Annotated in this window: 24 protein-coding genes and 1 pseudogene; 6 read left to right on the top strand and 19 right to left on the bottom strand. The window is 37.6% G+C overall.

Features of this window, described 5'->3' with window-relative positions; translation table 11 throughout:
- Positions 1-10: 10 nt before the first annotated feature.
- A complete protein-coding gene (locus LC048_RS09100) occupies positions 11-493 on the bottom strand; it encodes a PaaI family thioesterase (RefSeq protein ID WP_226600775.1) in 483 nt (160 codons plus the stop codon).
- 138 nt (positions 494-631) lie between these two features.
- Between LC048_RS09100 and LC048_RS09095 the strand changes: the two are divergent.
- Positions 632-727, top strand: a pseudogene (locus LC048_RS09095) (aldo/keto reductase); the annotation flags it as partial.
- 115 nt (positions 728-842) lie between these two features.
- Here LC048_RS09095 and LC048_RS09090 read toward each other — a convergent pair.
- Positions 843-1,448, bottom strand: coding sequence for a methyltransferase (locus tag LC048_RS09090; protein WP_226600774.1), 606 nt, complete (start codon positions 1,446-1,448; stop codon positions 843-845).
- 381 nt (positions 1,449-1,829) lie between these two features.
- On the opposite strand from LC048_RS09090, the gene LC048_RS09085 reads away from it, so the two are divergent.
- Positions 1,830-2,213, top strand: a complete 384-nt coding sequence (locus LC048_RS09085) for a hypothetical protein (protein ID WP_306050033.1) — start codon at positions 1,830-1,832, stop codon at positions 2,211-2,213.
- 275 nt (positions 2,214-2,488) lie between these two features.
- Here LC048_RS09085 and LC048_RS09080 read toward each other — a convergent pair whose 3' ends face one another.
- A complete protein-coding gene (locus tag LC048_RS09080; protein ID WP_226600772.1) occupies positions 2,489-2,977 on the bottom strand; it encodes a hypothetical protein in 489 nt (162 codons plus the stop codon).
- Positions 2,978-3,241: 264 nt separating this feature from the next.
- Here LC048_RS09080 and LC048_RS09075 point away from each other — a divergent pair, with 264 nt between their 5' ends.
- Positions 3,242-3,607 (top strand): cyclic-phosphate processing receiver domain-containing protein, encoded by a 366-nt coding sequence (locus LC048_RS09075; protein ID WP_226600771.1) that lies wholly within the window; start codon positions 3,242-3,244, stop codon positions 3,605-3,607.
- Positions 3,608-3,700: 93 nt separating this feature from the next.
- Here LC048_RS09075 and LC048_RS09070 read toward each other — a convergent pair whose 3' ends face one another.
- Complete coding sequence (locus tag LC048_RS09070; protein WP_306050031.1) at positions 3,701-3,838, bottom strand: hypothetical protein; 138 nt, start codon at positions 3,836-3,838, stop codon at positions 3,701-3,703.
- A 257-nt stretch (positions 3,839-4,095) separates the two neighbouring features.
- On the opposite strand from LC048_RS09070, the gene LC048_RS09065 reads away from it, so the two are divergent.
- The gene (locus tag LC048_RS09065; protein ID WP_226600769.1) at positions 4,096-5,469 is read left to right on the top strand and encodes an HD-GYP domain-containing protein; all 1,374 of its coding nucleotides are present in this window, start codon (positions 4,096-4,098) and stop codon (positions 5,467-5,469) included.
- Between the two features lie 90 nt (positions 5,470-5,559).
- Here the strand turns inward: LC048_RS09065 and LC048_RS09060 are convergent, their stop codons facing one another.
- The 7 genes from LC048_RS09060 to LC048_RS09035 form a co-directional block, all read right to left on the bottom strand.
- Positions 5,560-6,165: an alpha/beta hydrolase gene (locus tag LC048_RS09060; RefSeq protein ID WP_226600768.1), complete on the bottom strand. Its 606-nt coding sequence runs from the start codon at positions 6,163-6,165 to the stop codon at positions 5,560-5,562.
- Positions 6,166-6,258: 93 nt separating this feature from the next.
- Positions 6,259-6,498 (bottom strand): hypothetical protein, encoded by a 240-nt coding sequence (locus LC048_RS09055; protein ID WP_226600767.1) that lies wholly within the window; start codon positions 6,496-6,498, stop codon positions 6,259-6,261.
- A 170-nt stretch (positions 6,499-6,668) separates the two neighbouring features.
- Entirely contained in the window at positions 6,669-7,037 is a 369-nt protein-coding gene (locus LC048_RS09050) for a YbaN family protein (protein WP_226600766.1), read from the bottom strand.
- Positions 7,038-7,662: 625 nt separating this feature from the next.
- Entirely contained in the window at positions 7,663-7,896 is a 234-nt protein-coding gene (locus LC048_RS25015) for a Na-translocating system protein MpsC family protein (protein ID WP_371932017.1), read from the bottom strand.
- Positions 7,897-8,100: 204 nt separating this feature from the next.
- Positions 8,101-8,445 (bottom strand): MGMT family protein, encoded by a 345-nt coding sequence (locus LC048_RS09045; protein ID WP_226600764.1) that lies wholly within the window; start codon positions 8,443-8,445, stop codon positions 8,101-8,103.
- Positions 8,446-8,550: 105 nt separating this feature from the next.
- Entirely contained in the window at positions 8,551-9,159 is a 609-nt protein-coding gene (locus LC048_RS09040) for a CBO0543 family protein (RefSeq protein WP_226600763.1), read from the bottom strand.
- Positions 9,160-9,217: 58 nt separating this feature from the next.
- Positions 9,218-9,499: a hypothetical protein gene (locus LC048_RS09035; RefSeq protein ID WP_226600762.1), complete on the bottom strand. Its 282-nt coding sequence runs from the start codon at positions 9,497-9,499 to the stop codon at positions 9,218-9,220.
- 100 nt (positions 9,500-9,599) lie between these two features.
- On the opposite strand from LC048_RS09035, the gene LC048_RS09030 reads away from it, so the two are divergent.
- Positions 9,600-10,061 carry a hypothetical protein gene (locus LC048_RS09030; protein ID WP_226600761.1) on the top strand — a complete coding sequence of 154 codons (462 nt, stop codon included), beginning with the start codon at positions 9,600-9,602 and terminating at the stop codon, positions 10,059-10,061.
- Between the two features lie 78 nt (positions 10,062-10,139).
- Here the strand turns inward: LC048_RS09030 and ppc are convergent, their stop codons facing one another.
- The 5 genes from ppc to LC048_RS09005 all read right to left on the bottom strand — a co-directional run bounded on the left by ppc (position 10,140) and on the right by LC048_RS09005 (position 17,457).
- Entirely contained in the window at positions 10,140-12,902 is a 2,763-nt protein-coding gene (gene ppc, locus LC048_RS09025) for a phosphoenolpyruvate carboxylase (RefSeq protein WP_226600760.1), read from the bottom strand.
- A 363-nt stretch (positions 12,903-13,265) separates the two neighbouring features.
- Complete coding sequence (locus LC048_RS09020) at positions 13,266-14,111, bottom strand: GNAT family N-acetyltransferase (RefSeq protein ID WP_226600759.1); 846 nt, start codon at positions 14,109-14,111, stop codon at positions 13,266-13,268.
- A 275-nt stretch (positions 14,112-14,386) separates the two neighbouring features.
- Positions 14,387-14,809 carry an RDD family protein gene (locus LC048_RS09015; protein ID WP_226600758.1) on the bottom strand — a complete coding sequence of 141 codons (423 nt, stop codon included), beginning with the start codon at positions 14,807-14,809 and terminating at the stop codon, positions 14,387-14,389.
- 28 nt (positions 14,810-14,837) lie between these two features.
- Positions 14,838-16,220: a M48 family metallopeptidase gene (locus tag LC048_RS09010; RefSeq protein ID WP_226600757.1), complete on the bottom strand. Its 1,383-nt coding sequence runs from the start codon at positions 16,218-16,220 to the stop codon at positions 14,838-14,840.
- 154 nt (positions 16,221-16,374) lie between these two features.
- Complete coding sequence (locus LC048_RS09005; RefSeq protein WP_226600756.1) at positions 16,375-17,457, bottom strand: FUSC family protein; 1,083 nt, start codon at positions 17,455-17,457, stop codon at positions 16,375-16,377.
- Between the two features lie 183 nt (positions 17,458-17,640).
- Here LC048_RS09005 and LC048_RS09000 point away from each other — a divergent pair, with 183 nt between their 5' ends.
- A complete protein-coding gene (locus LC048_RS09000; RefSeq protein ID WP_306050028.1) occupies positions 17,641-19,308 on the top strand; it encodes a glycosyl hydrolase family 28-related protein in 1,668 nt (555 codons plus the stop codon).
- A 32-nt stretch (positions 19,309-19,340) separates the two neighbouring features.
- Here LC048_RS09000 and LC048_RS08995 read toward each other — a convergent pair whose 3' ends face one another.
- The 3 genes from LC048_RS08995 to LC048_RS08985 all read right to left on the bottom strand — a co-directional run bounded on the left by LC048_RS08995 (position 19,341) and on the right by LC048_RS08985 (position 21,892).
- Complete coding sequence (locus LC048_RS08995) at positions 19,341-20,093, bottom strand: Cof-type HAD-IIB family hydrolase (protein ID WP_226600754.1); 753 nt, start codon at positions 20,091-20,093, stop codon at positions 19,341-19,343.
- 15 nt (positions 20,094-20,108) lie between these two features.
- Entirely contained in the window at positions 20,109-20,933 is an 825-nt protein-coding gene (locus LC048_RS08990; protein WP_226600753.1) for an STAS domain-containing protein, read from the bottom strand.
- Positions 20,934-21,190: 257 nt separating this feature from the next.
- Entirely contained in the window at positions 21,191-21,892 is a 702-nt protein-coding gene (locus tag LC048_RS08985; RefSeq protein WP_226600752.1) for a hypothetical protein, read from the bottom strand.
- Positions 21,893-21,926: the final 34 nt, after the last annotated feature.

The raw sequence follows: 21,926 nt of genomic DNA, 5'->3' as shown, positions 1-21,926 counted from the left end.
TTTTTGACTTTTATTTTGCTGTAAACGTATCTGGCATCACAACAGCGAGAACTTCTCCTTTAGCACACAGTGACTCCCCGGCATACACTTCTGTTTCAACACGGTATTTTTTAGGGTGGATCTCATGTACGGTTCCTATTGCTTTTAATGCTGTTCCATGAGGAGTCGGCTTCATAAAATCGACATGCAGGGATGCTGTTACAAATCTTGGCGGTTCTTTACCGTCTCCTGGTTCAAACCCATTTTTCCGATGAAGGTAAAGTGCAGCCGAACCGGTGCCATGACAATCCACAAAAGAGCCTATGACACCGCCATAAACGAAACCAGGCAGAGCCATATGTTCTTTTTCGGGATAATATATTGATATTGTCTTGTCCCCATCCCACCCTGTCCGAAAATGATGTCCATGCTCATTCATCCTCCCGCATCCATAGCACCACGAAAAATCCTCCGGGTATTCATCCTGGATGGCCTTCAACACTTTCTCTTCCACATGCGCTTCCCCCTTGTCAATCCGTTATGTATAATACATTCTTCGATTGTTGATTGAATTCCTTTAAAATAATTCAAATTTCTTCCATGGAGTATATAATGGTTGTATGTGAATGCAGGTGCCATCCAGGTCGCCTAAAACCTTCTTGACCGTAAGCCTGCAGAGAGTATCTTCCCTGCTAGCCAAAACCAACACCTTGGGGTACTGGCAAAGGTTCCGCTGGCAAGTAGATATAAAATTTATTTTGCCTCGGTTTGTTGCCGGAGCATTCCATTATAGAAGACTTTATGAGAAGCAGTTAGTTGCCAGATGAAACCTTACCTCACCCTCCTTCATACCTTTCTAAAATCTACTTATAGGAATTTAGTCTATAAATTAAGAATCTCTCGTTTGGATTGTTTTCAGGCAGGTTAAGTTCATATACCAACTCAAATGGAGTTTGTTTTTCCAAATAAAATATATAGTCTTCAGATGGATAATATAGAATTAAATCGATTTCCCTTTGGTATTTTTCAAATGAGATCAAGATGTTTTTTATGACGCTGGTCAAGATTTGAACTGTAAATGGGTTAAAGAAGTAAAATTTGTTTTCATCAGGTGAAATTTCATATTCTTCTGCCAGAACGCAAGAAAACTGAATTCTATCTGCTCGGTTTCGATACTTCTTTAAGTAACTTTGTTTATTTTCAATTGCTTCCATGTAGAATATTTCATTCATTTCAACTCCGACGACATTTGTGTTGAAATGGTGGTTAAGATAAAAATTCAATCGCCCTTTTCCACATCCAAAGTCGACTATATGATCATGATTGCTCAAAATGTATTCATTGAAAAATAACTCAAGAGCACTATATGGAGTGGGTTCATAGCGATGATAATGCAATGAACTCATGAACCCTCTTTGTTCACCAGTTGTTTTGATGTTAAGCAATTTATCCATTTGGAGCTCTTTCATTTCCGCACCTCATTAGGTAAAATTACCGTGTTATGCTTTAAGCATACATAGGTTTATTTTAACTTAAAGGCAGATAATTCAACATATCTATTATTTTGAGGAGAATAGGGGCTAAGGATGTTTTCGAAAAATAGGAACAGAAATAAAGCTGTGGTAGTAGGTGGCAGTATTGCTGGCATGCTGGCTGCGTGCGTTTTGTCGGAGTTTTTCAAAGAGGTAATATTAATAGAAAAAGGATAGCATCACTAATAGGAAAGGCGTTCCGCAAGGTAGTCAGGGACACGTTCTGCTGAAGAGCGGAGAAGAGATTATAGAGGAGCTTTTCCCGGGAATCTTTCAGGAATTATCTCGAAATGGATAAATTCCCCTTACGGATTACTTGTGATTGGTGACGCTTTTTGCCGGGTTGACCCTGTTTATGCTCAGGGAATGAGCCTTGCTGCAATGGAAGCCAAGGCTTTAAGAGAACTATTAATGGATGGATTAAACAAGAAACAGTTAACAAAAAACTATTATAAAAAAGTCAGCAGGATTCTCGATATTCCCTGGCTAATCGCTTTAACAGAAGACTTTCGATTCCGGACAACGAGGGTGAGAAAACCAATAGGCCTTCCCATTTTGCAATGGTATGTTAAAAGAGTCGTGTCGGCTTGCTCCCATGACGAAGATGTTTACAAGCGATTCATTCAGGTGCTACATTTGAAATCGCATCCAATCAGTCTTGCACATCCAGGCATTCTTTTTAGAGTGTTAAAAAGTTATTAAATAACCTAACTGCACTATCGATTATTTTGATTGGTAGAGAGAATATATAATTCCGCATACTGTATAACTTGTAAAATAATTACATAAAAAAACCAAAAAGGATCAGCTCTTAATCTGATCCTTTTTGGTCTGGAAATACAAGCTTGTTCACGAAAACACCCTATATTTTGAGTGCATTGTTTTACATGCTTGATTTGAATTTTAAATGAGACACTATAACCTAATATCAGAATAAAAAGACATACTTAATAATTTTTTGATATGCTTATTAAGAGTTATAAGTTATCATCAACTATTCCCAGCTCAGCTAAGTCGATAAATTCCAGTTCCATTTCTGCTTCTGCTTTTGAACGATAAACGGTCAATTTTTCATAAGGTTTCAAGTTGTCTTGCCATGATTCTATATTACTCAGAAAACCTTCTCCGTTTTCAGAGATTATCAAGCACTCTAAATCCTTATTGATATAATATATTGGTGCGTCACTTTCTAGGTCACATTGTTGATCAATGGTTCCGATAAATCCACCTTTACTATCTTTTGCCATAATATCTAAATGTGGAACTGTATAAAATTCTATATGTGGAATATCATCGTCAAAAATAAATTGAATATCATAATCGGCAGCATATTTTTTATACGCTTCATTTCTTTCATTAACACTCATAGAATAAATGGTTGTACCGGCAAATTTAATCTCCGTATCTTTTAAATTCACATTAATCGCTCCAGTTAATTCTGTTCGATCCAAATAAACTTTTCGCATCTGTCCCCCCCGTTAAATCTATATTTATATATTGCTTTAGTGTCGCTTTTTTTTACTAAGGTGTATCACTTCTAGGCACTGTGCAGCGAATTTTACCATACAGGTCTAAACTAAGTGATTAATACATTCTTAATTTAAAGAAGAATTTCCCAAGTGATATTTGAACCTTTATGTTTAAAAGTGTGTTAGGCTTAAGAGAATAATAAATATCTAGGGTTGTTCGACTTTTCTTAGTCACCCCCCGTTTGGGAAGGAGAGCTAGAAATGAATGAAATCAGTGTTTTCCTAGATGACTACCGCCAGGCGCCAGAAGGATATGTTTTAGCAGAAACTATAGATGAATGTCTCATTCTCTTGAAAAACTATGAAATCGACCACCTGTCGTTAGACCATGACCTGGCAAGCTATACTAGAAATGGGTTAATGCTTGTAAAAATAATGGTCGAGAAACAGCTATTCGCCAATCGAATTACGATACACTCTGCGAACTCAACAGGCGGTAAAGCAATGTACAATTGCTTCAAGCAAGCTCAGAGTGATTACCTTATGCCTCAGTCCATCAATGTTTATTTACGTCCCATGCCCCTAAGTCCCTTCACTTCTCGGATGCTGTCTATTTATAAAAAATAGTCAGCTTTTACAATTCCATACTCTCTCTTTCAAGAAAAATTTTTCTCAAGTGGTGTAAACGAAAAATGGGACAGAGCCTCTGCCCATTTTTCTTTAGATCTTGAGCGCCATTTCTACTGCACCATGAGCTTGAATCAACGTGGTGTCAATATAATGGCATCCTACTTCTTTATCAATAGCCCCTGTGCAGCTCAATATAATTTCTTCCGCCCCCCTCTGCAGCAAGGCCATCGATTATCCTCATAATTTCCATGAACAAAATGAATAATCCTTTTTTAGAACTGAATTTTTCTTTACAGATATATGTGTATAGTTAATAATTAACAAAACACCTCATTAAGTAAGGAGAACGATGTTTGGAATCATTTATAAATTTTAGAAAACAACTTTTAAATAATTATATTTTTGGCTCGGCTTTAGCTGTTCTAGGGGTGGGAGGAATATTTATTTTCTTCACTCTATCCCTCTCTGCAATTGAGTTTTCTGTCATGGCTGCTATCTTAGTAATTTCTTTCATTTTTATGATCACGATGGAGTACTTCGCTTTTTCAAAGGATATCAAGCCTATTTTGAAGGTTTATGAAGAAGGTTGCTTAAATTTGAACTCTTTGCGACTAGCATTTGCCACGCTGCACAGTTTTCCCATACTTACTTTCAAAAGAATAATGGTCCCCCATTTAATCGGATTATCTGCTCCAGCCGTGATTTTAGCAACCGTTTTTATCAAGATGGAACTGTTGAAAATTCCTTATTCTTTTGTGTTATTGGCAATGATTGGGGCAATCCTGGTAGCCGGAATGCATGGTATCATTGAATTTTTCCTTACCATCAAAGCGATACAGCCTTTGTTGAAGGAGCTTTCAAGTACAGCAGGTCAACGGTTCAACGAGTCGCTATCTCTTGAGGGTAAAAGGGTTATTTCAATTAAGCGGAAATTCCAATTAAGTTTTCTATATATAACCGTTTTCCCCATTTTATTATTTGGTCTGGCAACTCAAGTAAAGCTTGATATATTAAGAGAGTCTGTCCAAAACTATTGGAGCTGGGCTGCCTTTATTATCCTTATAGGCCTTGCTTTTGCCTATTTTGGTTCAAAACTATTATTTCTGGATGTCAACCAACCTATAATACAACTTCAAGAATCAATGAAAAATATACAGGATGGGAACCTTGCAAAAACAGATGAATTATATTCCGATGAATTCGCAGGTTTAGTTAGCGGTTTCAATCATATGGTTGATGCAATCAACATTCGGGATAAACAAAACCAATTAATGTTCGAGAGTTTCCTCGAGAGTTTATCAGCGGCATTGGATGCCCGTGATCCTTATACTGCTGGACATTCCGGAAGAGTTGCAGCTTATTCTATTTTAATAGGAGAAAAGTATGGATTATCGGAATATGAACTTTCGCTGTTAAGAAAATCTGCGATATTGCACGACATCGGCAAGATTGGCATATCAGATAAAATATTGCAAAAAGACGGGAAACTTTCAGATGAGGAATTTGCCGAGATTAAAAGGCATCCTGTAATTGGTGCAAATATCGTTCAGCAGGTACAAGGGTTTACAGATATGGATGTAGTCATTGAAGGCATCATGTTTCATCACGAAAGATATGATGGACACGGATATCCAAGAGGGATTTCAAGGAACACTATACCTCTTTTCGGAAGAATTATTGCAGTGGCAGATGCCTTTGATGCAATGACTTCCAACAGACCATATCGTAATGGAATGGCGTTTGATAAAGCACTTATCATTATTGAAGAAGGTAAGGGTTCGCAATGGGATCCAGAGTTTGCAAGCATCTTTGTAGAACTAATGAGAGAACCAGCCCATACACAGAAGGTAACCTGCTAAAGAAGAGTCACTGTCTTATCGAAAACTTAGTGAAATAGCATAAGAAAGATATCAATGTTCTCACATTGATATCTTTCTTATGTCAAAAAATTAAAATCTGGCTGTATACCAATCCCGTGCTGCCTCAACCTCAGTGAGTGTCAATTGATGCCCGCTATTCTCCCAATGCATTTCTACACTGGCATTTGCGCTTAATAACAATGTTTTCAATTCCTCTGATTCTTGTGCGGGACAGATTGGATCATTTTTTCCTGCAGCTACAAAAACCTCTGTATCTGACAATTCCGGAAGCTCAATCCCTCTTCTAGGTACCATTGGGTGATGAAGGATTGCTCCTTTAAGATCATTCTTATAATGGAAAAGCAGACTAGCAGCAATATTGGCACCATTTGAGTAACCGATTGCTACTATATTATCGCGGCTAAAACCGTATTTTTCCGATGCTTCATCCAAGAAACCATGCAGTTCCTGCGTACGAAAAATCAAGTCTTTCTCATCGAAGACACCTTCTGCAAGCCTTCTGAAAAACCGAGGCATTCCATTTTCAAGGATATTCCCTCGAACACTTAATACAGAAGCTTCCTTATCGATCGTGTTCGCCAACGGGAGCAGATCATTTTCATTTCCGCCCGTCCCATGCAGCAATAATAAAGTGGGTTTGGATGCATTCATACCTTTTTTATAAATATGCTTCATTTCAACTCTCCTGACATTTTTAATATTCTATTTATCAAACTCTTTTACTTCATTGGAATCTAATGATTTTACTATCTCCGTGTGATGTTTCTCTTACTGTTGTGGAAGAATGAGCCTTTCACCCATCCTATCATGGGATTCATTGATGGCAAAGCCTAGAGATTCAGTTGTTCGGTTTTTTTCACTACACGCAGGGCCCAAAACACCTGAATATAAATCATCATCTTCTTGTGGATTCCCTACAGTTGCTAATATATGATGGATAACAACTATTTTTTTCTTTCTTGCTGTTGTGCCTGTTGTGCTCCAGCCTTCCATATGATCCTTAAACATTTGTTCAAATATATCTTGAATTCAAGATAATTGTATAAACTAAAGCTGTATATGTCAAGAACCGAAAATAAGTCAGCTTTGCCAATGTATACAAATCTTAGTTTTCACCAAAACTGTTGAGGCAGAATAAGTTTAAAGTCAAGAATAAAAAAGGCGGTTTTCAATCTGCATCAAATAGTATCAAATGATAAAATATAAGCACTTACCGTAACAGCAATAACAATAAGAACAGCAGCAAGCCAAAAGTGAATTTTTAAAAATAATATCGAGCCCAATATCGAGATCCACATCAGACTAAGACTTAGAACCTTATTTTTTAAGGTAATTCCGTTTTTCTCGCGAAAATCCTTTATATATCCGCCTAACCATTTATTTTTTATTAGCTTTTGGTAAAGCTCTTCAGATGCCTTTACATAACAGGCTGCACCCAGCAGAATCAGCGGTGTGGTTGGCAAAAGAGGAACCACGATTCCGACTACTCCCAGTATTATTGACAGTGTCCCTAAAGTGATTAATATAGCTTTAACTGCGATGTTCACCGTATATCCCCCCTAAAATATATTCACATTAAACTTTTGCAGGATTTATTTATGAGTTATTGAATGTCTAGTATAGTAATGGCTATACCTATAGAAAAATTCCACAATCGTCTGTCTTCCTCCAACGGTAATAAAGTAGACAGTTTTGGTAGACTCCGACTTTTTATCGAAAGCAATTCCATGTTTTATAGCATATTCTTCTAAATAAGACTCAATTTCATTCTTCTTGATAGAATTAGGTAGATCCGAGATTAATTGTTGTTTATCTTGTACAAAAGTATCAATATATGAACCGATCGCAGTATTGTTTATAGTCATTTTAATGAATGATCATTCCTTTCCAATCTAATTATCCAATAATTCACAATAAGAAAAGCCAGAAAAGGATTCATACGCGATAAATCCTCTTCTGACTTATGATTTGGTTCTATGCCCATTCAATGCTATCAGATTATAATATTAATTTTTCATTTTAAAGTTCGTTCCTATATTGGAAAGCAAGGTTAAGAGTTTTAACTATTACCCTTTGAGTATGATAACATTTTATCATCAGTAAATCAATAGGCTCGTCAATCAGGGATTAAGTATAAACTAAGTGTAGCTTTTGTCACTATCAAAATTCCAGTCAACAAAGTAATCTGTTATTTTTGCGTTTAAATCTCTTGTTTTTTGGACATAAAACGCTTTGATGATTAGTTAGGAGAGTATTCTCCATCGGTGATAGAAAATTCGTAATATAGATTGATACCAACAGCCTTGAGATGGTGCAAAATACATTGCTTGGTCCGCAGCCAAAATTATCTCTTAATAATTCCCCAATAAACACACTTATTTCTTTTTCAAGCACTGCTCCTTCCATATTATACCTCACTATGTAATTAACTCCTCTTTAATTCTTCCCTAACCCAGTACTGGCAAAACCACGACTACGTCCTACTTAATTTAGAACTAAAACTAAATAGAGCCGCGATTTCTACCTGTTTTAACAAGTTAGCCTAAAAGTAAAGGGTGAGGAAATGTTTTATCAGAAGAAAGAAAATTGCTCTAAAATACATTGAAATTTTTAGGGATTCTTATGAAAATCAATCTCTACCTGCGCCAAATCAATATTCCATGAATAGCTTTTAAGCGGCAAGGATCTTTCTGTTTGGAATCGGATTCCTTCAGATTCCAGCAACATTTTTTGGGTAATGTACATTTCTTCATCACGAATGCCAATTTCTCCTTTTGAATTAATTACCCTATGCCATGGAAGGTCGTATTTTTCTGACATAGAATGAAGTATTCGGACAACCTGTCTTGCTGATCTGGGACTTCCAGCAGCTCTTGCTATTTGTCCATATGTCATCACTTTCCCGTATGGGATTGTCTGAATGATTCTTATTACGTTATTAGTAAAACTGGTCAATATTCCACTTCCTTTACTACAAAGGCTTTCGAAAAAATGATTGGTAAAAGAGCCTCTACAAAACCAATATATCATAAAAATCCCTGACCTTAAGCCAGGGATGATTCACTTTTTAGAATAAGATTTAAACTTTTTAATGATTGCCCAGCACATTAGACCTATCAACCAGTAAATTGGAAATGAATAAATATGTTTCCAGGTAATTTCTTTATAAATCCCCAGGTAGACCATGTAAGGTTCTGCAATAAAGGCGAGAAAAAGAGATAACATACCTGTAGCGATAAAAAATTTCTTTAATGAACTGCTGAATTTTTGATAGACCATCATAAAAGGGATAATCACTACTCCCACATCATACGGATAAAGCTGCGGATTTAAATATGGTGTGAGCCTGACTGGATATGTCCATACCATAGCATTGCTGCCGATTGAATCCAGAAAGATAGCTGTTACACCATAAAATAAGCCAAACGCAGTATTTTCAATAAGCTTTGTCTTATCAACCCGTACCCACCAGATAATGGCCGGGACGATGGAAAGAACCAAGAGAAACCACCATTTATAAGTAAGGAAGTTATTTTCATACCAATACGTCCTTAATACCTTATGATATTTGGCCTCAGCATCTAATAGTTCCTGGAGAGAAATGGAGTTTAAAATCATCATGATATCATTCAATTGGGATCCAATTGCACCAAGCGTTGAAGAAAGCATAAAATCACACCCTTTGTATATAGAGTGTGATTTTTTGCTGTTAGATATGTAAATTGGGCTAATTTTGATGTTTGATTTCTTTATACATCTCGATAAGACGATCCGGCTTCGCATCCGTACAGAAGGAATACACTCCTCTTGTTGTATGCAAATAAAGAAATCCCATCCCTCCTGACATTTTTTTAAATGTAATATCCAATATATCGCGCAGATGAAAAATGTCAGAAGCTGTGGTGATCCTGTCATGATACATTTTTATGAATTGTTCGATTTCTTCATAAACTTGTTCATTATCTTCAATCCTGCGGTCTACTTTCCAATAACTGTGCGAACAGAGCATTCACAGCTCCCTCCCTTCTGTTTTTATTTTACTCATGTTGTTTAACAATACCTAATATATTTAACAATAATAACAAGACTTCGTTTAGAGGAGGAATTATTTGAAATGCATCGGTGAACTTTTAAATCAGGAGAATTACGAGGTCAATGGAAAAATTGCCATCATAGAAAATAAGGAGGCAGTATTAAGGACTTTCGGGCTTAGGAATGGGAAATGGCTTGATATATGGGATATCGATTCCAGGATCCTTACCTTATTTTATAAATCTTATGAAGCTGAATTCGATTGGTTCATCGTTGTCTATGACTATCCAACTTTCTGCGCTGACAAAGAAATAAAAGAAGCAATTATCTGGCATGAACTTGGTCATATTGAATATCCGGTGCTAGAACAACAATTGAGCATAGAAAGTGAAATTCAATGTGACGGGCTTGCGATTAAAAACGGTCACCAAGAAGGCATTCAGAAAATACTGAATCTTACTATGAAAATGGCTAAAACACTTAACCATGAAATTTTAACTCATGTTACTTTCGAAAGGCAAATGAAACTGACTTTCTAGTAGTGCCCTTTCGATCCTGTTAAGCAAAATTTGCTGCCATATTAATTAAAGAGACCCGCCAAGTGGCGGGTCTTTTTATCAACCTGTATTTCTTAATCCTGCAGCAACGCCGCTGATAGTTAATAAGACCTGAGTCAATAACTCATCATCCGGATCTTCATCTTCTCGAAGTTCTTTAATCAATTCCACTTGAATAAAGTTAAGCGGATCTACATATGGATTTCGTCTATGGACAGAGTCTTTGATATTCGGTGTATGGTCAAGAAGTTCTTCATCCTCTGTAATTTGCAAAAGGATATTCTTGGTTCGTTCATACTCCTCTAGAATGTTGCCAAAGATGCGGTCAGCAATTGCTTTATCTTCTACAAGTGAAGTATATTCCTGTGCTGTTGTGATATCGGCTTTCATCAAAGCCATCTGCAGATTATCAACAGTACTTCGGAAGAAGGGCCACTCTTCATACATTTCCTGCAAGACCTTTAAATTATCGGGCCTTTCCTGTGCAAAGCTCTGCAAGCCGGTTCCAGCCGCATACCATGCAGGGAGGAGCTGCCTGCTTTGTGTCCAGGCGAATACCCATGGTATAGCACGAAGATTCTCGAATTTAGCACTGTTTTTACGGCTCATCGGACGTGAACCGATATTCAGTTCAGCTAGTTCTTTCAACGGTGTAGCTTGGTTGAAATAGGTGATAAAATCTGGATCTTCAAAAACAAGCGATTGATATTTTCTTAAGGAAACAGCAGAAATTTGCTCGATTGCATCCACCCATCTTTGGTCACGCAAATGACCCTGTTCAGATTCCTTCAGAACATTTGCTGCAGCCTTCATCATCGTAGATGTAGCCTGCTCAAGGCTCCTATAGGCAATATCCTTCAACAGATAACGAGATGAAAGAACTTCACCTTGCTCAGTAATTTTGACTCCCTGACCAAGAGTTTCGACAGGCTGGGAAAGCAGGCTTTTATTCAATGGTCCGCCTCCACGGCCTAGTGAACCTCCTCTGCCATGGAAAAACTTCAAACCGATATGATATTTCTTCGCCATTTCATTGATTTCAAGCTGGGCTTTGTAAAGCTTCCAGTTGGCTGTCAAAGTTCCGCCATCCTTGCTTCCATCTGAGTACCCTAGCATGATTTCCTGCTGGTCCCCCATTTTATTCAAATGATTGCGGTAAATTGGCAACTTGAATAATGTTTCCATAATTTTTGGACCCGCTGTTAAATCATCGATTGTTTCTAGCAAAGGAGCGACGTTCAGGTCGGTCTCGAACGTTCCATCCGTATGGAGTCTGTAAATGCCAGCTTCTTTAGCAAGGACAAGCACTTCAAGCAAATCGCTCGCGGATTGAGTCATACTCACTAGATAAACAGAAATTGAACGCTTCCCGAATTCATTGTGTGCCCGTTTGATCATCTCAAAAACTTGAAGCATTTCTTGAGTCTCTTTCGAATAATCCTCATGAAGAAGAAGCAATGGACGTGGGTCTTCAAGAATTTTGACGAGTAACTCCTGCTTTTCATCTTCTGAAAGGGAAGCATAATCCCGATTGATTCCAACCTTCTTCAGTATTTCAGCGATTGCAGCTTCATGTTCACCGCTATGGTTACGAATATCCAATGTAGCAAGATGGAATCCGAACAACTGGACTTGCCTGATCAACTTTTGCAAAGTTTTGAGTTCATGATGAACAGGATGATGCTGATAAATACTATTTTTTATGACAAGAAGGTCTTCAAGCATTTCCTCTGATGATTTATAGCCAATATCAGATTTTCCAGCTTCTTTAAGTCTTTGAATGATAATAGCAAATTTGCGGCGATAAACCTCGCCTTCAATATTCCATTTTTGATCAGCCGTTAAATATCTTTCTTCATCTTTAATAACTGATGAGATTAACTCTTCACTAACTGATGCCCTTGTTGTTGAATGGCTGAAACGCTTCATCAAATCAACTAATACGGCTTTATACTTTTTGAGTACAAGACGCCTATGTCTTTGCAATGTTTCCCATGTAATAGCTGGAGTAACATTTGGATTCCCATCCCTGTCACCGCCGATCCATGAACCAAATCTTAGGAAGTGAGGTACTTTCCATTCATGCTCTGGATAATGGCCTTTCAGGCTAGTTTCAACTTCCTGATGGATTTCAGGCAGGACATCGAATAATGTCTGGTCAAAATAATAAAGTCCATTTCTGACTTCATCAATGACAGTCGGCTTACGATCCCTCAATTCATCAGTCTGCCACAGGACAGAAACCTCATTAAATAAGCTTTCTTCGATCCTATCACGCTCTTTCTTGGACAAGAGTGGATTGTCCAGACTTTTAAGGTTACCTGCTATCCTTTTCTGGATCTCAAGGATTGAACGTTTAGTGGCTTCCGTAGGATGAGCTGTAATAATCAATTCCAATGAAATGGTATTCAGTACATTTTGAATGATATCTGAGGATATATAATTGTCTTTCAAAGAAAGGATGGCTGCTTCAATAGAGCCAGGCTGTGAGCTGGTTTCAGACTTGAGCAGATAGTCGCGGCGCCTGCGGATCCGATGATTTTGTTCAGCAGCGTTAATTAAGTGAAAATATACTGAAAATGCCCGGATAATATTTCTTCTCATAGGGACAGACAAGCCTGATATTTCCTCTTTTAAAGCAGGGTATGTATCTCGTTCATGTTCACTCCTTAATGTTTTGCACATTGCTCGGATTTTTTCTACTTTTTCGAATAATTCCACTCCGCCATGGTAGACTAGAATATCACCTAGGATGTTTCCAAGCATTTTTACATCCCGGCGCAATGGCAAACTGCTATCGTTCACTTCAATTCCTGATGTCATTTTGTCACCTTCCTAAAACTTGTAAGAATATTTTAAATATTAATATATCATAAAAGTGCCGAGATTGTGAAGTGATAAGCATATCATGGGGTTTTTTTTGAGTGAATTTTATGTAACATACCTTATTATTAGTGTAGATTCTCCGCATTTTATTTTCCACCTAAATGCTCTTAGAAGTACATCATATCAATGAAAAGGCTTCCCCCAAAAAGAAGCCTTTACCAATTCGAATCCGCTTTATTTAGCTTGCTCTATCTCTTTCTCAAGTTTCCCAATTACAATTCCTTTTATTATTATATTGTCTTTGCGTTATCAGCAAAACTTTACTCCTTTCTGATGGCTATAGAATCTGCATGGTATTATCTATTTAATAGGAACGACTTTAGCGTTACAAGTTTTCTCATAAAATTCGATAGGTCCGGCATTATCGATGACAATTTCCTTATAACCTCGTTTTTGCATTCTTACCAGGCACACATGCAGCAATGATTCACCAATTCCTTCAGCTCTCTTGTTTTTCGCGACACCCATCGGACCAAAATGACCTGGTTGATGAATGTCAAAGGCAGCAAATCCCACGATATCACCTTCTTGATCTTTGCAAATAAAGATGGAGGATTGAGGCTTCCTGAACTCAAGTTTGATTGACTCCGTCCAACGGGAACCAAATTCTTTGATTATGAACCGGACTAGTCCTTCAGCGTCCCGATCGTTAACCATTTTTATATTCGATAACACGTCTTTTTGTTTTTTGTAGGTTGTTAAATCCAAGTACATGTCCCTGGATACTGTAGCAACACTGAGTAGAATGTTATTCTGAGCCTGAGTCAATATTTTTTCAGTTTGTCCGGTCATGATTAAAGCTTTCAGGACATGTCCTTCGTTAAGATAAATCTGATTGTAGTTTCTCATGTAGCTGATTGCTTGTTCAATCACTAGCTTTGTAGTTACACTAATTGGAATTTCAAGAGGTTCACAGCGTTCAAAAGAAAGATTTTCATAACTTAAGAAATATTGTTTCTTTAAAACATCAATATCGATTCCGCATTTTTGTTTTGCTTCTTTCATTGTGGAGGAGCCATCATCCAAGCAGCCAATCAAAAGATGCTCAGGCATCAGGAAAGGGCTTCCCGCCTGTTTGCACTCTTGCTCTGCTTTGCCGAAGGCTATTGACATTTGTTTGGTAAGCAAACCATCCTTTAACACCATTCTAGCCCCCCTTAAATGAAATTTTTACCTGAAAGATACAAAACCTTCTATAACCATCCATTTTTAGATATGGGACATAGCAAAGCACCGGATATATTGTTGATTCAGGAAAAAGTTGAAGGCAAAAAGAAGGTCGCTAGAACGCTAATGAAATTGGACCCAATTACTCATTCTGCTTTTTCTTTTTAACAATATAACATAAAAACAGCAATTTAATCACCAAATTTTCCCACAAAAAGACACCTGGCAATCCAGGTGTCCGAAAATGCTCTAATTCATTGTTCATAGTGAATTTCATTAGGTTTTTCATAAGTTACATAAGTTCCAGCTATGAAATCATGAATCGCTCTTTTATCCTCACGTATGCCTACCATGAAGGCACTGACGATAAAACCGATCCCTAAGGTAAGTACGTATACCAGTCCCGCCACGATTGTACGCATTAACATCGTACCGAAGCCTAGCTTTTCCCCATTCACTTTAGCGATTCTTACACCCACAATTTTCTTTCCTACTGTATATCCTGACCATAAAACAGGAACAAGCAGAGTGTATAACAGGTTCAGTGAGGACGTAAAAACATTTTCTTCCGCACTACCGGTTACTAAGTAACTAATGATCAAAAGTGGCACTCCGATAATTATCCCGTCTAAAATTCCTGCACCTAATCTTACCCAAAAGCCAGCTGGTCTATTCATTGATTTTTCCTCCTAGTTGTTCTTTCATTTATTTTAAAAAATCTGCGATTTCCTGCTTACCTGATTGTAAAGCGTGCATTCTCGCAGTCATACCCGAATAATCTTTCAGCTGGCTGTCTGCCCCCAGCTCTATCAATAGTTTTACTGTTTCAATTTCTCCACTGAATACAGCGTAGGTCAATGCTGTATAACCAGAACTCATTTCTTGATAGTTTGGATTGCCTCCAGCATCATGCAAGATCTTAATTATTGATTCAGATCCTTTTTCTGAGGCAGTCATGAACGGTGTCATGCCATAATCGGATTCGAAATTTGGGTCGGCTTTTAAATCTAAAAGCAATTGAACCATCTGGAGGTTATCATCCATAATAGCCCAGTCCAAAGCTGAGTATCCAAAATAGTCTATTTGATGGATATCTTCTCCATCTTCTATCAAACTCGCAACCTTCTTCGCATTCCCACTAATAACTGCATCAGTTAATGCAGATGCTTCTATGTCTTCTTCGAAAAATTCGTCTTCTGCAAAGAAAGCTGAACTGAATTCTTTAAAGACCATAACTCCCCCAACCATGGCCAAACTTGTAAAAATAACTGAAGCAGTCAAAACAGCAAACAACACCCTTGATTTTTTGGAATGAACAATGACTGAATCAGTTTCATCAAAAAATGCGCTAATTTCATTTATTCTTTTTGGAAGCGGGGGATGCGTTGATAAGATCTCTGCCAGCCAGACCACAAATCCTTTTTCCTTATTGATTTGATCGAGATATTCTGTTTTGTTCACGCTTCTAAATAAGACTTTTCCTATTGCTAGCATGGTAAGGGCGTTTTTTGCCGCTGCAGGATTGCCAGTATAGAAGGCCGCATAGCGGTCACATGTATACTCACAAGCTCGCAAATACATTTCGGCAATCCCTGGTATCCACATGGAAGGAAGGATGAACATCATTTTTCCGAGGTGATTTCGCTTTATATGAGCCAATTCATGCGCCAGCACAAATTGAAGTTCGTCTTCGGCACCTTGTTCGATAAGGTCGAAAATCTCGGAGTATACAACGATCATATTCCTTCCGAAAAAACGTGTCGCAAAAGCGTTCATTACTCCGCCAGATTGGAGCACGTAAATATCAGGGATGCGCTTTATTCCCATTTTGACACATAGTTCTTCGACCTTAGAGTGGATAAGCGGAAATTGATTAGCGCCGATTTTGACCGCGTTAAGTCGAATTTGTCCAATCATCAATGCATGAAGCACCAGTGAAATCAAGATGAATGCTGCAATAATGAATATTCCAACAATGGATAAAGCAAAAAGAATGTAAGAAGCAATACTAATACTTAATACAATCCAGAAATATTTATTCTCATTTTTATGTACCAGGTTTTTCTCATCTAACGTTTCTTCTGTCATTTCCCAATGTCTCCTTAATCGCAACTATATAGATTATAGGAGATTTTTATTATTTGGAATAGATGTTTTTTATAGGAATAAAGACCTTATTTTACCTTTTAAATGTCTTATACCGTTATCTGGCATAGGAAAATACTTCATTAAGAAAATATGCTTAATTTCGTTTCCTTTTTAAAAAATTAAGTTCTTTAAAAAGTCTTTTGGAGTTTTCAGTATCCACTTTTCTATTTTGATACTGATCAATCAACTCATTCAGTCGGTCAAGCTGAAAAGCGTAGTCATAAATTGCAGAACCAATGATTGTTAAACGCAATCGATCATTGCGGTCTATTGCCCTGTCTTCCATGATTGATTCAAGAAATTCCCCGCTTTGTCGCAAAAAACTATCCGTATTTAGCTCTCTGATATTCCCAGAATATTTTAGAAGAATCATTTCATGGTATTGAATCAGTTCTTCGAATTGTTCATCAAATTCATCTGTATCCTCCCTTTCAAGCCGGCTTTGAAAGAAATGGTCCTCAACGATATCCAACAGTCTCAAGCCTTGCTGAAGGCAGGCAAGCATTTGCTTAAACACCACCAATTCCCTCACGTCGAGAGGCTTTACCTTTGAAATTTTCTTTCTTTCCTCATCGAGGATTTTATAAAGATCTTCAAGCTTGGCTACGTCCTTTCTTAATTGACTCCATTGATCCTGAAATGTTTTTTCTGTCAGTTCATTGGATATTGCTGTCCTGATTAGCAAGGACATAGTTCTAAAGCTATTGTTCATTGTTTCAGTAAAATTCTTGTTGAAATTTGGTGGCGAGACGATTAAATTAACAAGGAAAGCAGAGCCCATCCCAACAAGGACAATGATAAATTTGTTTGCCGCTGTTATAACTCCGTTAAATTCTTGTGAACTCATCATGATCAGAACGGTAATTAGCGTTAATGATATGGAACTTTCCATTTTAAGCTTCAAGCTTATGAGTATAACGATTACAGTTACGAGCCCTATGACAATCGGGTTGTTTCCGAATAAATAAATGGATGCTATCGCGATGACCGCACCGAGTGTATTTGCCTGGAACTGCTCTAACACTTGCTTCCATGATCGATAAATCGATGGCTGGATAGTAAAGGTTGCTGCGATTGCAGCAAAGACCGGGGGCTCCAATCCAATCCATTCTGTTATGTATAAAGCAAGTGCAACGGCCACTCCAGTTTTTAATACTCTTGGACCTAAAGTTATCATTTAAACCCCTCACTCTCTAATGAGAACGCTTATATTTTAACATAACCTTCTTTAAGGGAATAAAACATGTATCAATCATTCTGAACGTTAAAGGATTGGTATTATAAGGTGCGAAAAGATTATCCTCTCTATCATACGGGAAATAATATTCAAGCAGCTTTTTAAAAAAGGTGGGAACACAAGATGATAATGTTAGATAGAAGTCATGATCCTAAAAAAAATGCTGAGCTGATTTCACAGTTATCAAAGAAAAATTTAAATATAACTGAACTGGTTAAAGAGACAAATGAATTATTCAAAGAAGCAAGTGAAGACTACAGACCTTTGAATTCGTATAACACTAAAAGCATATCTTCTTTTTTCAGTAATCTTGGTGCAAGTCTAAGGAAAATAATCCATACTAAATCAGCATTCGATAACTCCCAAATCTATGAAACCATGAGCGATCTTAATGGCAATGTCTTTCCCGAGTGGATGGAAAAATTGCATGAAGAATATAAACATTTACTGAAGGAAATTAACCATGAGGTTCATATTGAAGATTTTGGTGCAATCGGTGATGGCAAAACTGATTGCACTGAAGCTTTTAGAATGGCTCTAGGAAAAGGTCGTGTGAAAGTAAATATTCCTGAAGGTGTTTATGTGGTAAAAGAAATAAAGTTGCCTTCTTTCACCTATTTGGTGGGTGCTGGTAAAAGGAAAACGGTCATCCAACTTCATGATTCAGCCCCCAAAGGCAGGAGACTTATAACCAATAAAAATCATCGTACCGGAAATCGTAATGTATCTGTTAAAGGAATGACGCTGGATTGGAATGTCGAACGATTGGGAAATGTTGAAAAGACCAGTACGTGGGGAAATCATTCCAGCTGCCTGCTATATGCCAACGTAAAATATGGATGGGTGAAGGATGTCGAAGGAGTTAATCCAGGGCTTCACTGCTTTGATATTTCATCTCCACTTTATAATTATTATGGCGATGGCTATCGAGCCCGTGGGGGATGTGAATTTATCTGGCTAGACAACCTTAATGGATATGGTTTCGGCGACGATGGCATTACCACTCATCACAGTGATAATATTTTTATTTCAAATTGCCACATGAGCGATCCAAGCGGAAAAACCCATAAAAAAGGTTTTTCAAATTCCAATGGAATTGAAATAGATGATGGATCGCGAAATGTATGGTTATTAAACAACTCAACCGCAAGATGCTTTGGCGGAGTAGAAATTAAAGCTCATCATACTTCTTCAGCAGCTCATAATGTTGTTATCATAGGACATCTATCTGTAAATGACAATCGATCATATAATTTCAGGCATATCAGCCATCACAAGGAAAATGACCCAGAGTCAAAAACAGCCATCAACATACGGGCAGCAAATATTATCTCGTATAAACCGGTTCACACAGAGTTATATGCGAATTCTTCGCCAAGGGCAATGGTAATTTCAGCATATAAAAATGTAGCTATTAACCATTTTACGGTCATCGGCGATCCTTCCTATGACTATGGTGGGGAACCAGCGATCGCCATACAGTATCGTTCCAGGAATGTAATTTTGAAAAGTGTGGGATTGAGCGGGTTTACAAATGCAGGATCTGATATAAAGATTTTTGGCGGCAGCAATCGTGCTGATTACGTTAAAATTCGAGATGTTCTGGTAAAACACTCCGCACCTAAAGCAATTCAAATCGGTAAGGGAGTCACAAAAGCATCAGTTGAACATGTATTCGCAGAAGCTGTCAATGGACATACCGTAGTGGAACTGGCAGATAATAAAGCACTGGTGAAGGATATTGAATCAACAGGATTCAAGCAGGTGGTATTGGGACATCCGCAAGTATAACTAAAAGGAAGCAGTACAAGCTGCTTCCTTCGTTATGATAGTACCCATTTTTGGATGGCCTCGGCTACCCCACTCTCTCTATTAGTGCTAGTAATATCGTCGGCAGCTTCCTTGACAGTTTGCTGGGCATTTCCCATCGCTACTCCAAGACCTGCCTCAGTAATCATGGCAATGTCGTTCAGGCTGTCTCCGACTGCCATGACATTTTCCATGGAAATTACCAATAAATCACAAACCTTTTGCAATCCCACGGCCTTATTGATGCCAAGGGCATTGACTTCAATATTTTTCAGACTTGAATTACTGATCTCGAATAGTCCTTTTTCTTCCAACTCTTTAAGCACACTTTCTCTTATTTCGTCTTCTTCAATATGAAAGCCGAACTTAATCCATTCTTGGGAAAACAGGTCCTCTGGCATATCATTGCGCCAGACGTTTTCACTGCTTGTCGCCCAAAAACCAGTCTGGTGCTTTTGTGAAAGTTCATACATCCATTGGACGTGTTCGGTATCTACGATACTTCTTTGCACTAGCTCACCATCTGGTCCCCAGATTTCTCCCCCGTTGATCGTTACAAGGTAGGAAGACAGTTTTAGCGATATTACATAATCCCTTGCTGTTTTGAGACTGCGTCCTGTACTTAACACAACACGCACCCCTCTTTTTTCAGCTTCTTTGATAGCTAATCTATTTTCTTCAGACACCTCATGCCGCTCATCGAGAAGTGTTCCATCCATATCCAATGCAATTAGTTTGATGACTGGCTTTTTATTAATCAACTTCATCCTCCTATAGTTGCTTTACATTTCATTATTGATACTATCAATCGCCTGTTTTACGGTGGCAAAGGTTTTGATATTTGAAAAGTCCACTCCACCCTCTACTGCTGCCTGGGCAAGCTCTGGCCTCATTCCAGTGGCAATGGAAACCACCCCTAAGAGCCTTAATACATTATGAATATCAAAAATGTGCTTGGCGATCGTGGCATCTATTGTGACAATTCCTGAAAAATCAATGATTAAAGATTGTATTTTCTGCTTTGCTACCAACGGAATTGCCCTTTCCATTATCAGCCTGGCTCGATCATGGTCCATTTTTCCTACTAAGGGCAACACTGATACGTGTTCCTGTACCGGGACGACTGGAGTCGATAATATATCCATTTCATCCTGGACTTCCTTCATCAATTTCGAAGCTTGCCGCTCAAAAGCAAATACGGTTTCATTAATGCTTATATCAAGAATATTGTTCACTTTTTTATTTATCCATATAAAGTCTTTGGTGCTAACATCATGCTTTAAACTAATTTCTGCCATTTTATCAATGAAAATAATTCTTGTAGGAGGATATCTGAATAGGAAGTCTGAAACCCTGCCGCCTTTAGCTGCTTCACGCTCCCCATTTTGCTTGCTCCATTCAAAAAGCCCCTGAGAAGTCGTTTCATCTTTATTCATAATAGAGTCACCTAGAAATTTAAGGTATTCAGTATAAACTACGATTGCCTGTTCAATTTCCTGCTTTGGTATGTTCACACCAATAAGTTCTGATATGGAACTTACCATTTCCTTTGCGATTGTTTCGGAATTTTGTCGTAGTTCATTTGCTACTGCTGAAGTTGGATTCACAAAGGTCACTTCCTTTTTCTTTTTACTTATGTTGTTAAAAAAATAACAACGAAAATCGGTGACTATTGTTTCCTTAATGTTTGTAACAGAATTTATATTTTTTTAAACTTTCACTTTATTTAATAATAGGATACACCTTTAACAATAGTTAATCTTCTTTTAGTATGCATTTACAAGCAAATAAATAAGTTGTCCTAGGTTAATAATACTCCTGTTGTTTCATAATTCAAGCGGACAGGGACAAAGACTTAATAAAATCAATATTCCTTAGATATTTTCGTCAACTCGAAAAATTCCCTCTCTGGTTTCATCCATTTTATTCCTTTATCAGAAACAAAATAGATACCTTGTTCGAAGTCGTAGTAAACATCAATGGTTATAGTGCCAAAATCGATCACACTTTTCCCATTATAATAAACTTGTTTTGATTCCGTTTCTAATGCTCCATTAATTAAATTGACTATCTCTTCAATTGATTGCCTGTCGGTCATTCTGAAGCACTCAGCGCTTCGATCAGGCTGTTCATTGATACATATTTCAGAAACTTCCTTATCAAGCCAAGAATCAGCCTTCAGTTTTTTTCTTTTATCAAATATAACTTCTGTTTGATTGGAACTCTTGAAATACCCTCCACTTATTGATAATAACCAGGATTTGTTTTCTTTTTCCCAATAAGAAATAAATCCAGCACCATCCTCCTTACTATTTGATGAAGCTTGTGACATTCTCATACTCCATCCGTTTTTTGGGAGCTCCTTTTCATAAAAATGATAGATTTCTTCCCAGTGATCACCGTCTGTAACATAGACCGGGCTGGCGGGTTTCAAACCACTATAAAGAGGAATATCGGTTGTGCGCTCAGGTATAATGGTAAGTCCGTGATATTTTTTCTCCTGTTTCTTTTGAACATAAAAAAATCCGCCTGCCAAAATCAAAATGAAAATAATGAATACAGCCAACTTCCAAAACTTCAATTGTATCCCTCGCCTTTAA

Origin of the sequence: Mesobacillus subterraneus (genome assembly GCF_020524355.2) — a bacterium.
Taxonomy (GTDB): Bacteria; Bacillota; Bacilli; order Bacillales; family Cytobacillaceae; genus Mesobacillus; species Mesobacillus subterraneus_C.
Note: the sequence above shows the minus strand (reverse complement) of the source record. Positions and strands in the feature narration are given on the sequence as shown.

Excerpts from the sequence above, each read along its gene's own strand:
- LC048_RS09090 (WP_226600774.1), bottom strand. The coding sequence starts at position 1,448 with ATGAAAGAGCTCCAAATGGATAAATTGCTTAACATCAAAACAACTGGT.
- LC048_RS09080 (WP_226600772.1), bottom strand. The coding sequence starts at position 2,977 with ATGCGAAAAGTTTATTTGGATCGAACAGAATTAACTGGAGCGATTAAT.
- LC048_RS09075 (WP_226600771.1), top strand. The coding sequence starts at position 3,242 with ATGAATGAAATCAGTGTTTTCCTAGATGACTACCGCCAGGCGCCAGAA.
- LC048_RS09070 (WP_306050031.1), bottom strand. The coding sequence starts at position 3,838 with ATGGCCTTGCTGCAGAGGGGGGCGGAAGAAATTATATTGAGCTGCACA.
- LC048_RS09065 (WP_226600769.1), top strand. The coding sequence starts at position 4,096 with ATGGCTGCTATCTTAGTAATTTCTTTCATTTTTATGATCACGATGGAG.
- LC048_RS09060 (WP_226600768.1), bottom strand. The coding sequence starts at position 6,165 with ATGAAGCATATTTATAAAAAAGGTATGAATGCATCCAAACCCACTTTA.
- LC048_RS09055 (WP_226600767.1), bottom strand. The coding sequence starts at position 6,498 with ATGTTTAAGGATCATATGGAAGGCTGGAGCACAACAGGCACAACAGCA.
- LC048_RS25015 (WP_371932017.1), bottom strand. The coding sequence starts at position 7,896 with ATGGAAGGAGCAGTGCTTGAAAAAGAAATAAGTGTGTTTATTGGGGAA.
- LC048_RS09040 (WP_226600763.1), bottom strand. The coding sequence starts at position 9,159 with ATGCTTTCTTCAACGCTTGGTGCAATTGGATCCCAATTGAATGATATC.
- LC048_RS09035 (WP_226600762.1), bottom strand. The coding sequence starts at position 9,499 with ATGCTCTGTTCGCACAGTTATTGGAAAGTAGACCGCAGGATTGAAGAT.
- ppc (WP_226600760.1), bottom strand. The coding sequence starts at position 12,902 with ATGACATCAGGAATTGAAGTGAACGATAGCAGTTTGCCATTGCGCCGG.
- LC048_RS09020 (WP_226600759.1), bottom strand. The coding sequence starts at position 14,111 with ATGGTGTTAAAGGATGGTTTGCTTACCAAACAAATGTCAATAGCCTTC.
- LC048_RS09015 (WP_226600758.1), bottom strand. The coding sequence starts at position 14,809 with ATGAATAGACCAGCTGGCTTTTGGGTAAGATTAGGTGCAGGAATTTTA.
- LC048_RS09010 (WP_226600757.1), bottom strand. The coding sequence starts at position 16,220 with ATGACAGAAGAAACGTTAGATGAGAAAAACCTGGTACATAAAAATGAG.
- LC048_RS09005 (WP_226600756.1), bottom strand. The coding sequence starts at position 17,457 with ATGATAACTTTAGGTCCAAGAGTATTAAAAACTGGAGTGGCCGTTGCA.
- LC048_RS09000 (WP_306050028.1), top strand. The coding sequence starts at position 17,641 with ATGATAATGTTAGATAGAAGTCATGATCCTAAAAAAAATGCTGAGCTG.
- LC048_RS08995 (WP_226600754.1), bottom strand. The coding sequence starts at position 20,093 with ATGAAGTTGATTAATAAAAAGCCAGTCATCAAACTAATTGCATTGGAT.